This is a genomic window from Pseudomonas xantholysinigenes, assembly GCF_014268885.2.
Taxonomy (GTDB): Bacteria; Pseudomonadota; Gammaproteobacteria; order Pseudomonadales; family Pseudomonadaceae; genus Aquipseudomonas; species Aquipseudomonas xantholysinigenes.
The window spans coordinates 910,404-923,159 of record NZ_CP077095.1 but is presented as its reverse complement, the minus strand read 5'-3'; the positions used below and the strand labels follow the sequence as shown (position 1 = coordinate 923,159).

The following is a 12,756-nucleotide window of genomic DNA, read 5'->3' as shown; positions in this document are numbered from 1 at the left end:
CACCCCACATTGCACTCAATGCCTGCTGCAGCACTCCTTGAGCGTCTGGCGCAGCCAGCGGTGCGCCGGGTCGTTGTCATAGCGCGGGTGCCAGGCCTGCATGATCGCCACCGACTCCAACGCGATGGGAATGCGGAACGAGCGCAACGGCAAGCCGAGGCGCGCGACACTCAGCAGCACATGCTGCGGCAACGGCAGCAGCAGGTCGGACTCGGGCAGCGAGAACATCGCCGAGTGGAAACTCGGCGTGATCAACGCCACTCGCCGGCTCAAGCCCATGCCCGCCAGCGCCTGGTCGATCGGCCCGGTGGCGCGACCACGACGCGACACGCTGATCTGCTCGTAGGCGGCGAAGCGCTCCGGGGTGATCTCGTCATTGAAGATCGGGTGATCGACCCGGGCCAGGCCGACGAAGGTGGTGGAGAACAGGCTCTGCACCTTGATCTCCGGCCCCAGGTTGCGGGTGGCGCTGATGTACAGGTCCAGGCGTCCATCGCGCAGGCTTTCGTCCTCGTCGCCACCCTCGCCCTCAGGCACGAAGCGCAACACGGTACGGGGCGCCTGCTTGCGCATGGTTTCCAGCAACGGCGTGGCGAAGGGTGCGATGAACACATCGTTGGCCCGCAGGTTGAAGGAACGCTCCAGGGTCGGCAAGTCGACCTCGTCACTGGAGCTGAAGACCTGGCCGGCCTGTTCGACCACGCTGCGCACCTGGCTGCGCAAGGCCATGGCCTTGGGCGTGGGCACCAGCCCACGGCCGGCGCGCACCAGGATCGGGTCGCCGACGGCGTGGCGAATCCGCGTCAGGGTGCGGCTCATGGCCGCCGGGCTGAGGTTCATGCGGCGCGCCGCTCCGACCACGCTGCCCTCGTCGAGCAGGGCGTCCAGTGCGACCAGAAGGTTCATATCCGGAAAGTGCATGGTAAGCATCCATTCAAGAATTTCGGTGAATCCGCTGCAATATTACCAGTCTTTGCCGGTTTTCCTGCCTTTGCATACGACGCAACTTGTGATTGCACCGCACACCATTTACCCCGCCGCAATCATTACCAAAAATAGCTGCCTCTCGCATAACCAATGGACTTGCAACCATGTTCCGCTCGGTACTGATCGCCATCGATGGCACCCCGCGCAGCCTTGGCATCCTCGACACCGTCAAGCGCTTCTGCGACCCCGAGCAGTACTTGCTGCACGTATTGCTGGCCGTCGACAGCGCCTATGCCCTGGAAGAATTCGACCAGCGCCTGAGCCGCTTCGACCAGACCGAATACCCGGCCGCCGCCCAGGAGCAACTGCAGGCGGACAAGATCATGCAAGAAGCCATCCAGGCCTTTGAGCAGGCAGGTTTCTCGACCACCGGCAGCCAGGAGCTCGGCGAGCCGGCCGACGCCATCATCAAGGCTGCCAAGGCACGTAACATCGACCTGATCGTCATGGGCCATCGCCACCTGTCACGCCTCAAGCGCATGCTCGACCCTTCGATCGCCAGCAAGGTCATCGACGAAGCCAGCTGCCCGGTGCTGATCGATGCCCACCCTCAATCCCCACGCCACTGAACCGAGACGACACGGATGAAACTCGACTACCTGCAACTGGAACAGTTTGGCGCCGTCGCGCTGCTGCGCCTGAGCCGCCCCGAAGCCCTCAACGCCCTCTGCGTCGAGCTGATGGAAGAGCTGGCCGGCGTGCTCGAGCGCCTGGAACAGGACCGCAGCGTGCGCGCCCTGGTGCTGACCGGCGGCGACACTGTGTTCGCCGCGGGCGCCGACATCAAGGCCATGCGCGATCGCAGCTACATGGACGTCTACACCAGTGACTTCGTGACGGTGAACTGGGAACGCCTGGCCAGCTTCCGCAAGCCCAGCATTGCCGCGGTGGCCGGCTACGCCCTGGGCGGCGGCTGCGAACTGGCGCTGATGTGCGACATGATCATCGCTGGCGAAAGCGCCCGCTTCGGCCAGCCGGAAATCAAGATCGGCACCATCCCCGGTGCCGGTGGCAGCCAGCGCCTGGCGCGCTCGATCGGCAAGGCCAAGACCATGGACCTGGTGCTGACCGGGCGCACCATGGACGCCGAGGAAGCCGAACGCTGTGGCCTGGTCAGCCGCCGGGTCAGCGACGCCACGCTGCTCGACGAAGCGCTGCAAGCCGCCTCGCGCATTGCCGGCTATTCGGGCCCGGTGACCATGATGGCCAAGGAAGCGGTCAACCACGCGTTCGAAACCAGCCTGAGCGAAGGCGTGCGGGTCGAGCGCCGGTTGTTCCACTCCACCTTCGCCATCGACGACCAGAAGGAAGGCATGGCAGCCTTCGCCGAGAAACGCGCTCCGCAGTTCATGCACCGCTGAGCCCCGGCGCCAAACCCTAGGCACCGGCTATGCCGGTGTTCGCGGCTGAAGCCGCTCCCACTGGGATCGCGCCGACCTCAGGGCATGCACCACACCTGTGGGAGCGGGCTTGCCCGCGAAGCAGTCGACGCGGTGTTTGGCACCGGCTGCGCCGGTGTTCGCGGCTAAAGCCGCTCCCACAGCGACCGCGCCAACCTCGGGGCATGCACCATACCTGTGGGAGCGGGTTTACCCGCGAAGCAAGCGAAGCGGTGCCTGGCACCGGCTGTGCCGGTGTTCGCGGACAAGCCCGCTCCCACAGGGTTCGCGCTAGCTTTAGCAGTTGAGCAAGACAGTTGCTCCCACAGGATACGCGCCACTTTGATGTTAGGCGCTGTACCTGTGGGAGCGGGTTCACCCGCGAAGCAAACGCCCGCGGTACCCGGCACCAAAGCGCGTCAATCGCCCTCCGGCGTGACCACCACGGTGCAGGTGGTACCCGCCGCCAGCAGGAAGCCCTCGGGCACCTCGTCGATGTGGATGCGTACCGGCACCCGCTGCGCCAGGCGCACCCAGTTGAAGGTCGGGTTCACATCGGCGATCAACTCGCGACTCTGTGGGTTGTCGCGGTCGTAGATGCCCCGGGCGATGCTTTCCACATGCCCCTTGAGACGCTCACCGCTCATCATCTGCAGCTCGGCCTGGTTGCCCACCTTCACATGCGGCAGCTTGGTTTCCTCGAAGAAGCCGTAGACCCAGAACGAATGCTCGTCCACCACCGCCATCACTGCCTCGCCGGTGCGCGCGTAGTCGCCCCGGTGGATGTTCAGGTTGGTCACGTAGCCATCGACGGTGGCGATGATCTGCGTGCGCTTGAGGTTCAGTTCGGCCGCAGCCAGCTGCGCCTGGGCATGCTGGTAATCGGCCAGGGCGGCGTTGGCGATGTTGCTGGCATCGTCGCGGTTTTCCTTGGAGATCACCAGGTTGTCCATGTCGGCGCGGCGCTTGGCGTTGACCTTGCGCATCTCCCAGGTGGCCTTGCGCGCGGCGACCAGGGCCTTGGCCTGGTCCACCGCCAGCTGATAATGCTCGGGGTCGATGCGCATCAGCACATCGCCCTTCTTCACCCGCTGGTTGTCCAGCACCGGGACATCGACCACATAGCCCGGCACGTCGGCGGCGACGTTGATGATGTCGGCACGCACCCGGCCGTCGCGGGTCCACGGTGTGGTCATGTAGTGCAGCCACAACTGGCGGCCGATCGCCACGGCAGCGGCCAGCACCAGCAGGGTGGCGATCAGGCTGAAGAACTTTTTCATCGAAGGATTCTCACCAGTAGAGCGAAAGCGCCAGGGCGCCGAACAGGCAGACGAACAGGCAAAGGCGCAGCAGCGCCGGGTGCCAGAAGAAGCGATAGCCATCCACGCTGGCGATGAACCGGTCCAGGCCCCAGGCCAGGCCCAGGGCGAACAGGAACATCAAGGTCATGGTGGGCATGTACACGCCATGGAAGGCGATTTCACGGGGCATCGTGCAGTCCTTTCGCCGGTGCCAGCGGCGACTGTGGGTCGAGCAGGGAGGAACGGATGAAGTGCAGGTAGCTTTGCGCGCGGCGCAGCACCGAGGTGTCGAAGTGCCGGGCGAAGGGTTCGTCGGTGGCCTGCACACGGCTGATGGCGTGGTCCACCGCCACCAGGGCGCGTTCATGGTTGCTGGCGCTGGGTTGCAGGAACAGCCGCGCCAGGGCGCGCCCCATCACGCGGATGGCCTGGCGCCAGGGCTGCGACTCGGCGTACGCCGGATGGACTGGCGCCCGTGCCTGCTCCTTGCGCAGCTCGATGATGGCGTGGCCGATTTCCAGCACGGTGAACATCCAGCCCATCAGCTCGCTCTGTACCTGTGGCTTGCCGGCGGCCAGACCATAGGCCTGGTGCAGCAGGTCGCGGGTACGGCTCTCGAACGCCGAGCCCAGGCCGCGCAGGCGTCCGCCGATGGCGAACAACACCTGCTCGCGCAGCTCCTGTTCCAGGCGGCTCCACAGCCAGCGGCTATTGGGCGGCAGGATGATCGCCCCGGCGGCGGCGCAGACGAACATGCCGATGACCATGCCGATGTAGTCATTGATGAAGGTATAGGGGTCGTAGACCGTCAGGTTGTTGGGCACCGTGCCGATGGCGAAGAACACCAGCAGGCCCAGGCCGTAACCGGCATAGGCCGGGCGCGAGGCGAGGAACGCGCCGAGCACGAACACCGGCGCCAGGACCATGCACAGCAGCGCAAAACCGTCGATCCAGGGGAACACGAAGAAGGTTTCGAAGAAGCCGACGAAGGCGCCGATCGCCGTGCCGCAGGCCATCTGGAACGACATGCGCTTGGGGTTCGGCGAAGCCGCCGACAGGCACACGGTGACCGTGGCGATCAGGGTCATCATGCCGCCGCTGGGCCAGTCACTGAGCAACCAGTAGCTGCCCAGCAGCAACAGCACCGCCGAGGCCCGCACCCCGGCGGCCAGCGACACCAGCCAGCTGGTCTGGGCCACATAGGGCTCGTCCCACTGCTCGCGCTCATGCTTGTGCACGGCCAGCGAGGCGTGGGTTTCGGCGTAGCTGTACATCTCGTCGACGAAGCGGTAGAGCAGCTCGAAGGCCGTGTGGAAGTCGAGCAGGTCGGACTCGCTGGGGTTGGTCTCCAGGTACTGGGCGCGCAAGCCACGTACCTGCGCTTGCAGGCCCTCCTTGTAGGTCCCCAGCTCCAGCGCCAGGCGCAAGGCATCGGCATCGGTCAGGGCGCGACCGACGTAAGGCTGCAACAGTTGCGCAAGGGTCTCGATCCCCGGCTCGATGGCCCCGACGATCTGCAGCGGCCCCCGTGCGCGCAGGCGCTCGAGCAAGCGGTGCAGGGCGTTGAAACGGGTGGTGATGGCCATGAACTCGCTGTTCATGCGCACCAGGCGGCCGGAACGCCGGCGCATGTGCGGGTCTTCGAAGGCAGTGACGTTGCGCAGGCTTTCCAGGCCCACGGCCTCGGCGACGAAACGCACGTTGCTGGTCTCGTAGCGGTCGCGCTGGCTGTCGCCGCGCAAGGCCTCGACCACCACCCCGGCAAACACGCCGAAGCGCTGGTACAGGGCATTGCGCATGGCGGCGCTGGCTGACTGCGGCAGGATCGCGGCGCTGACGAAGGTCGATACCAGGATCCCCAGGGCAATCTCCAGCACCCGCCACACCGCCGCCATGAACGCCTGGTCCGGGTGCTGCAACACCGGCAGGCCGATCATCGCCGCGGTGTAGCCGGCCAGCACGAAGCCATAGGCGCGGAAGGTGCGGTAGCGCATGGCGCCGGCCGAGCACAGGCCGACCCACAGGGCCAGGCTGGGCAGGAACAGCTCGGTGTTCTGCGGGAAGATCGCGATCAAGGCGACCATCATCGCCGAGCCGGCCAGGGTGCCGAGCACCCGGTAGAAACTCTTGGCGAACACATGGCCGCTCTGCGGCTGCATGACGATGAACACGGTGATCATCGCCGTGCGCGGTTGCGGCAGCTCCAGGCGCATGGCCAGCCACAGGGTGATGAAGGCGGCGGCCAGGACCTTGAAGATATAGACCCAGGTGACCCCGTCGGTGCGCGCCCAGGCAAAGAAGCCCCGGCGCCATTCCAGGCTCTGCAGCCAGCGCAGGGGCAAGCTCGATGTGCTCATTCGGCGTGGTCCGGGGTGTCGAAGATGGCCAGGGTGGCCGGGGTTTTCGGTGCGCGCTGGCGCTGCTCGTCAGGCACGTCCTTGCCCGCCTCAAGGCCCCCGCCCAGGGCAGTGACCAGCTCGGCATGAGCCACCAGGCGCGCGGCCTGGACCTGCTGCTGCACCTGTTGCTGGCGGAACAGCAAGGTCTGCGCGTTGAGTACGTTGAGGTAGTCGGTCAGGCCGCGCTGGAAGGCAATCATGGCGATGTCGTAGGTTTTCTGCGCGGCGGCGACGCTCTCGGCGGCGAAGTGCGACTGCTCTTTCATCGATTCACGGCGAATCAGCTGGTCGGAAATGTTCTTCAGCGCGCCGATCACTGTCTGGTTGTAGCGCGCCACGGCCACGTCATAGCCCGCCGCGGCCACGCCCAGCTGCGAACGCAGGCGACCGCCATCGAAGATCGGCAGGCTGATGGCCGGGCCAACGTTGTAGTTGAACTTGCGCCCGGTGAGGAATTCCAGCGGGCCGCCGCCGGTGGCCATGAAGCCGAGGCTGCCGACCAGGTCGACATTGGGGAAGAAGCCGGCGTGGGCCACGTCGATGCCCCGGGCCTGGGCCGCGACCTGCCAACGGCTGGCGACCACATCGGGACGCTGGCCGACCAGTTCGGCGGGCAGGTTCGATGGCAGCTTCAGCGGCGCAGCAAGGGCCAGGCTCGGGCGCTGCAGCTTTGCGCCCTCCCCCGGGCCCTTGCCGGCCAGCGCCGCGAGCTGGTTGCGGGTCAGGGCGATGTCTTCGTTGAGGCTGTCGATCTGCCGGTGGGTCTCAGGCAAGGGCGCCTCGGCCTGGCTGACCTCGAAATGGGTACCGATGCCGCCGTCGAGACGACGCTTGGCCAGGGCGACGATCTGCTCCTGCTGGGCCAGTTCGGCCTGGACGATGTCGCGTTGGGCGTAATGCAGGCTGAGCTGGATGTACGCACGCACCACGTTGTTCTCAAGCTCCAATTGGGCCTGGCGCGCCTCGGCGACGCTCATGTGCGCCTGGTCCACGGCCTGCTCGCTGGCATTGCGCTCGCGGCCCCACAGGTCCAGGGCGTAGCTGAAACCGATGGAGGCATTGTTGTCCCAGGTGTTGGCGCCAGACAGCGCGCCGGGGCCGTAGAACTGATCCTCTGGCCAGTTGTGGCGCTTGAGCGTGGCATTGCCGTTGGCCTGGAGCTTTTCCGCCGACTCGACCACTCCGGCCAGGGCCTTGGCTTCACGCACCCGCGCGGCAGCCATGGCCAGGCTCGGACTGCCGGCCAGGGCCTGGTCGATCCAGGCGTCGAGCTGCGGGTCGCCATAGCCGCGCCACCATTGCTGGGCCGGCCAGTGGGCGTCGCGCGCGGCCTCGCGGATCGCGTCGTCGGTGGTCAGTTGGTTGGCTTGAAGGGTCTTGCTTTGCGGGGCGATGCCCCAGGTTCCGATACAGCCGCTCAAGGTGAGACAAAGGGCACAGGCACTGAACGCATGGAGCGCTCTGATGTGGCGACGCGGCACAGCTGCGATTTCCCGAGGAAGAGGTGGAGGGGCCGAACAATTCTAGGGGCGGGTTTCATTGGCGATAAGCGCATAATCCTGCGAATCTTTGTTACCAAAACAGCGATAATCCGGCTTTAGTCGGAAGCGACATCACCTTGCTTCATGTCACAATTTTGTCCTCTAAACCGAGAGTGACCCATGGACACCCTGCAAAACATGCGTGCTTTCAGTTGCGTGGCCCAGCTCGGCAGCTTCACCGCTGCCGCGGCGCAACTGGATACGACCACCGCGAACGTGTCGCGGGCGGTCTCCAACCTGGAAGCCCATCTGCAAACCCGCCTGCTCAACCGCACCACGCGGCGCATCGCGCTGACCGAGGCCGGCAAGCGTTACCTGATGCGCTGTGAACAGATCCTCACCTTCGTCGAAGAGGCCGAGGCCGAGGCCAGCGATGCCCACGCCCGCCCCGCCGGGCAGTTGAAGGTGCACTCGATGACCGGGGTCGGCCAGCATTTCGTGGTCGACGCCATCGCCCGCTACCGCGAGTCGCACCCGGACGTCACCTTTGACCTGACCATGGCCAACCGTGTGCCCGACCTGCTCGACGAGGGTTACGACGTGTCCATCGTGCTGGCCAGCGAGCTGCCAGACTCAGGCTTCGTCTCCCAGCGCCTGGGCATCACCTACAGCATCGTCTGCGCCTCGCCGGACTACGTGGCCCGTCACGGCTTCGCCCACAAGCCCGCCGACCTGCTCAAGCACGCCTGCCTGCGCATGGTCAGCCCGGTGATCCCGCTGGAAAAGTGGCTGTTCGACGGCCCCGAGGGGCAAGAAATGGTCAACATCACCACCTCGCCATTCCAAGTGAACTCGGCTGACGCGATGAAAACCGCGATCCGCAGCGGCATGGGCGTGGGCGTGTTGCCGATCTACACGGCCATCGACGGCCTGCGCGACGGCAGCCTGGTGCGGATCCTGCCGCAATACCGCCTGCAGGAGCTGAACCTGTACGCGATCTACCCGTCGCGCCAGTACCTGGATGCCAAGATCAAGACCTGGGTCGAGTACCTGCGCAATTCGCTGCCGGAGATCCTCGCCGCCCACGAGGCCGACCTGAAGACCCACGAGTTGCTGGTCGCCAATTGAAAGGGCAGCTGCAAGCTGCAAGCTGCAAGCTGCAAGACAAAGTGTAATTACACACATCTTGCTTTTGCTTATGGCTTGCAGCTTGTAGCTTGTAGCTTTTTCCAGGAGCAGCCCGATGAAAAAGACCGTCCTGGCCTTCAGCCGCATCACCCCGGCCATGGCCGAACGCCTGCAGCAAGACTTCAACCTGATCGTGCCTAACCCGAAACTGGGCGATATCGCCGCCCAGTTCAACGAAGCCCTGCCCGAGGCCCACGGCCTGATCGGCGTCGGCCGCAAACTCGGCCGCGCGCAGCTCGAAGGCGCGGGCAAGCTCGAGGTGGTGTCCAGCGTCTCGGTGGGGTACGACAACTACGATCTGGACTACTTCAACGAACGCGGCATCGCCCTGACCAACACCCCCGACGTGCTCACCGAAAGCACCGCCGACCTGGGCTTCGCCCTGGTCATGGGCTGCGCCCGGCGCACCGCCGAGCTGGACGCCTGGACCAAGGCCGGCCAGTGGCAGGCTACCGTGGGCCCGGCGCAGTTCGGCAGCGATGTGCATGGCAAGACGCTGGGCATCGTCGGCCTGGGCAACATCGGCGCGGCCATCGCCCGGCGTGGTCGCTTCGGCTTCAACATGCACGTGCTGTATGCCGGCAACAGCCGCAAGGCCGCGCTGGAGCAGGAGCTGGGCGCGCAATACCGCAGCCTGGACCAACTACTGGCCGAAGCCGATTTCGTCTGCATTGTGGTGCCGCTGTCCGACGCCACCCGCAAGCTGATCGGTGCCCGCGAGCTGAAGCTGATGAAGCCCAGCGCATTCCTGATCAACATCGCCCGCGGGCCGGTGGTGGACGAGGCGGCGCTGGTCGAGGCGCTGCAAAACGGCACGATTCGCGGCGCCGGGCTGGATGTGTATGAGAAGGAGCCGCTAAGCGATTCGCCACTGTTCAAGCTGCCCAACGCCCTGACCCTGCCGCACATCGGCTCGGCCACCGCCGAGACCCGCGAAGCCATGGCCAACAGGGCGCTGGACAACCTGCGCGCGGCGTTGCTGGGTGAGCGGCCGCGGGACCTGGTGAATCCTCAGGTGTGGAAAGGCTGAACGCTTTTCGCTGCCTACACTGGCCCTTTCGCGGGTAAACCCGCTCCCACAGGGACCGCGCCGACCTCAGGGCATGCGCCACACCTGTGGGAGCGGGTTTACCCGCGAATGGCATCACTGCGATTACCGCCGCCTACCCAAAACCTTGCGCACCACATAGCGCGGCCGGTGCTTGGTTTCCTGGTAGATCCGCCCGATGTACTCGCCCAGGATGCCAATCCCGATCAACTGCACCCCACCGAGAAACAGGATCGCCGTCATCAGTGACGGATACCCCGGCAGGTCGTTGCCGAACAGCAGTTTGTCCAGCACCAGGAACGCCGCGTACAACAGCGCGAACAACGACACACCGCCACCGATATAGGTCCACAGCCGCAACGGCACCGTGCTGAACGAGGTGATGCCGTCCAACGCCAGGTTCCACAGGCGCCAGAAGCTGAACTTGCTGTTGCCCGCCGCCCGCTCCTGGCGGTCGTACTCGATGATTTCGGTGCGAAACCCCACCCACGACAGCACTCCCTTCATGAACAACTGCTGCTCCGGCATCTGCCGGATCGCGGCCACCACCTTACGGTCGAGCAGGCGAAAATCGCCGACGTTTTCTTCGATCGGCACTGCGGCAATAGCGTTATGCAGGCGATAGTACAGCCGCGCCGTCCAGCGTTTGAACCGCGTATCGGCAAGCCGGCTACGGCGCTTGGCCAGCACCACGTCGGCGCCGCCCTGCCAGCGCTCGATCATCTGCGCGACGACTTCGATGGGATCTTGCAGGTCGACATCGATCGGCACCACCGCGTCGCCTTCGGCGTGCTCCAGCCCGGCGAACAACGCCGACTCCTTGCCGAAATTGCGCGAGAAGGTGATTGCCGTGACCCACTCGTCCCTGGCCGCCAGCTCGGCGCAGATGGCCTCGGTGTCGTCGGTGCTGCCGTCGTTGACGAAAACGATTTCCACGGTCTTGCCCTGCAACGAGGGTTCGCCACGTACCGTTCGGTAGAAACGCTCCAGGGTTTCCTGCTCGTTGTACAGCGGCACCACCAAGGTAATGTTCATGGGTCCCTCCTCTTGAACACCACGGTGTGTGAAAAGGTATAACCGACAACAAGACTGACCATCGAAAAGGTCACCAAGGTCAACCACGGAGACAGACGGACAGCATCAGAAAACGCACCCAGGGCCAGGCTCAGGCTACCCATGCCGATCAGGAACACCAGGTAGCGCCTCGTGCGAGCCCTGACGGCAAAGGTGTAGCGGGCATTCATGAAATAGGACAGGCTCGCCGCCAACAGAAACGCCAGCAGGTTGCTCGCCCCCTGCGACAACCCCATCAGCAGGTGGAGCAGCAGAAAGGTCAGCCAATGGATCAGCGTGTTGCCGACGCCAATCAGGGCATAACGGTTGAAGCGCACCAGGCTCATTTGTGAAAAGCCTCTGCGTCGATAATCGGCTTCATCAACACATAGCCGACGTCGCCGACCCGATGAATGGCAAAGAACTTTCCATCCACTTGGGGCTGAGGGCTGGACGCCAGCACTTGCGCCTTTTGCAGGGGCGGGTGGCTGCCGAACGTCGTCATGCCCACTCTCGGCATCATTTCGGGCAGCACCTGGTAAGCGATGGCGAACACATACCGCAAGGCTGGCATGGCCTGGAACGAGCCGCTGCCGGCGGGCAACCACACTTGACGGCTGTCATGGCCGAGGATGTAGAAGCGCTTGGCGTCATACACCGCAGGGTTGGCCTGGATGGCTTGCGCGATACTGGAGGTCATGACCCGCTCCATTTCCTTTTGCGCCACCAGCAGCCGCCCATAGGCATAGGAAAACGACAGCATGAACACCAAGGGGATGACCGTGAACCAGGCCAGTCGCCCATGCAGGCCAGCAAGCCGCTCATGTGCCAGCAACAGCACCAGCACCATGGCGGGGCCCACCCCCATGAGCAATCGCGCGCCTTGGTTGTAATAGTCGAACAGCAGCGAGATGCCCGGCACCAGGAGCATGAGCGCCACCAAGGAGCACCAAAGCAACGCCAACAACGCCACCCTCGATATCACCGGGCGCGCACTGCGCAGCACCTGCCAGGAGCGCAGCACCAGCGTCGCGCCAGCCAGGCCAGCGAGGATGAGGAACAGCCAGGCTGTACCGGTCGTGACCAACAGGCCCACATGCTCGAAGGCCAACAGCAGGCGCCGCGCCAGGGTTTCCGGCCATGCGTGGTCCAGTGGAAGCAACGCCGTGCGTGGAACATCAATCAGTCGATATCCCGTGAGCAGGTAAAGCAGGCCGCCCCCCAGCAACTGAACCAGGCGCCGCGCCAACTGCCGCACCACCTGCCGCAAAGGCGCATGCGCGGCGACCTGACGAATGACTTCGATGCAGCACAACCCTGCGAAGACATTGACACTTATCTGATAAAGGCTGGCCGCCGCCGCAACCAGCACCATCGCCAGGCCTGTGCCCCACCGGTGCCGTGCCCCTTGCGTGATGGCCATGACACTCGCGGCAAGGGCCAATGCCATGGCGGCACCGTCGTACTGGTAGGACAGGTTCTGCAAGAAGAAGGGGTTGTACCACAGGGGCAAGACCACCAACAGCGCTGTGCCCGTGGGCGCCTCGAAGTAGTGAAACGCCAGGTCCGACAATGCCTTGGCAGCCACCACCATGGCCAGCAGCAGTGGCAGTGGATAAATGTTCGGCGTCGCCTTGTCGAAACCCAGCCCGCTGTACAGCACATCCACCAACACCCTGCCCTGGCCCGTCCAGGAATCCCCCGGATCCTGCAACTGCCCCGCCAATTGTGAACGCCAGACATCGTCGATGTAGGCCAGGTCTGCCAGCACCAGAGGCAAGATATGCAACCCGATAGCCATACAGCACAACAGCCACGCATCCCTGCGAGACAGTCGATGGTCCATAATTGCCAAAACGGCCATTGCGCTCCCCAGTCAGTCACCCCTGGGCTAGTCTAGCCACCCGCTGGCTGGCCGCA

Annotated in this window: 12 protein-coding genes; 4 read left to right on the top strand and 8 right to left on the bottom strand. The window is 64.8% G+C overall.

The window, feature by feature from the left end; all coding sequences use genetic code 11:
- Positions 1 to 15 precede the first annotated feature (15 nt).
- Complete coding sequence (locus tag HU772_RS04285; protein ID WP_186660210.1) at positions 16 to 921, bottom strand: LysR family transcriptional regulator; 906 nt, start codon at positions 919 to 921, stop codon at positions 16 to 18.
- Between the two features lie 170 nt (positions 922 to 1,091).
- On the opposite strand from HU772_RS04285, the gene HU772_RS04280 reads away from it, so the two are divergent.
- Together HU772_RS04280 and HU772_RS04275 are read left to right on the top strand one after the other, a co-directional pair.
- A complete protein-coding gene (locus HU772_RS04280; protein WP_186660209.1) occupies positions 1,092 to 1,556 on the top strand; it encodes a universal stress protein in 465 nt (154 codons plus the stop codon).
- A 15-nt stretch (positions 1,557 to 1,571) separates the two neighbouring features.
- Entirely contained in the window at positions 1,572 to 2,348 is a 777-nt protein-coding gene (locus HU772_RS04275; protein WP_186660207.1) for an enoyl-CoA hydratase, read from the top strand.
- Between the two features lie 437 nt (positions 2,349 to 2,785).
- On the opposite strand, the gene HU772_RS04270 is transcribed toward HU772_RS04275, so the two are convergent.
- The 4 genes from HU772_RS04270 to HU772_RS04255 are packed head-to-tail and all read right to left on the bottom strand — an operon-like array spanning position 2,786 to position 7,547.
- Positions 2,786 to 3,646 (bottom strand): efflux RND transporter periplasmic adaptor subunit, encoded by an 861-nt coding sequence (locus HU772_RS04270; RefSeq protein WP_186660205.1) that lies wholly within the window; start codon positions 3,644 to 3,646, stop codon positions 2,786 to 2,788.
- 10 nt (positions 3,647 to 3,656) lie between these two features.
- The gene (locus HU772_RS04265; RefSeq protein ID WP_186660203.1) at positions 3,657 to 3,857 is read right to left on the bottom strand and encodes a DUF1656 domain-containing protein; all 201 of its coding nucleotides are present in this window, start codon (positions 3,855 to 3,857) and stop codon (positions 3,657 to 3,659) included.
- Positions 3,847 to 6,024 carry an FUSC family protein gene (locus HU772_RS04260; RefSeq protein ID WP_186660201.1) on the bottom strand — a complete coding sequence of 726 codons (2,178 nt, stop codon included), beginning with the start codon at positions 6,022 to 6,024 and terminating at the stop codon, positions 3,847 to 3,849. The genes HU772_RS04265 and HU772_RS04260 overlap by 11 nt, the downstream gene beginning before the upstream one ends.
- Entirely contained in the window at positions 6,021 to 7,547 is a 1,527-nt protein-coding gene (locus tag HU772_RS04255; RefSeq protein WP_186660199.1) for an efflux transporter outer membrane subunit, read from the bottom strand. Before HU772_RS04255 ends, HU772_RS04260 begins: the two co-directional genes overlap by 4 nt.
- Positions 7,548 to 7,727: 180 nt before the next feature.
- On the opposite strand from HU772_RS04255, the gene HU772_RS04250 reads away from it, so the two are divergent.
- Together HU772_RS04250 and HU772_RS04245 are read left to right on the top strand one after the other, a co-directional pair.
- Complete coding sequence (locus HU772_RS04250) at positions 7,728 to 8,675, top strand: LysR family transcriptional regulator (RefSeq protein WP_186660197.1); 948 nt, start codon at positions 7,728 to 7,730, stop codon at positions 8,673 to 8,675.
- A gap of 115 nt (positions 8,676 to 8,790) precedes the next feature.
- A complete protein-coding gene (locus HU772_RS04245) occupies positions 8,791 to 9,765 on the top strand; it encodes a 2-hydroxyacid dehydrogenase (RefSeq protein ID WP_186660195.1) in 975 nt (324 codons plus the stop codon).
- Between the two features lie 123 nt (positions 9,766 to 9,888).
- Here HU772_RS04245 and HU772_RS04240 read toward each other — a convergent pair whose 3' ends face one another.
- The 3 genes from HU772_RS04240 to HU772_RS04230 are packed head-to-tail and all read right to left on the bottom strand — an operon-like array spanning position 9,889 to position 12,700.
- On the bottom strand, positions 9,889 to 10,818 hold the full coding sequence (locus HU772_RS04240) for a glycosyltransferase family 2 protein (protein WP_186660193.1): 930 nt from the start codon (positions 10,816 to 10,818) through the stop codon (positions 9,889 to 9,891).
- A complete protein-coding gene (locus HU772_RS04235; RefSeq protein WP_186660191.1) occupies positions 10,815 to 11,183 on the bottom strand; it encodes a GtrA family protein in 369 nt (122 codons plus the stop codon). Before HU772_RS04235 ends, HU772_RS04240 begins: the two co-directional genes overlap by 4 nt.
- Positions 11,180 to 12,700: a glucosyltransferase domain-containing protein gene (locus tag HU772_RS04230; RefSeq protein WP_217858753.1), complete on the bottom strand. Its 1,521-nt coding sequence runs from the start codon at positions 12,698 to 12,700 to the stop codon at positions 11,180 to 11,182. Before HU772_RS04230 ends, HU772_RS04235 begins: the two co-directional genes overlap by 4 nt.
- Positions 12,701 to 12,756 lie beyond the last annotated feature (56 nt).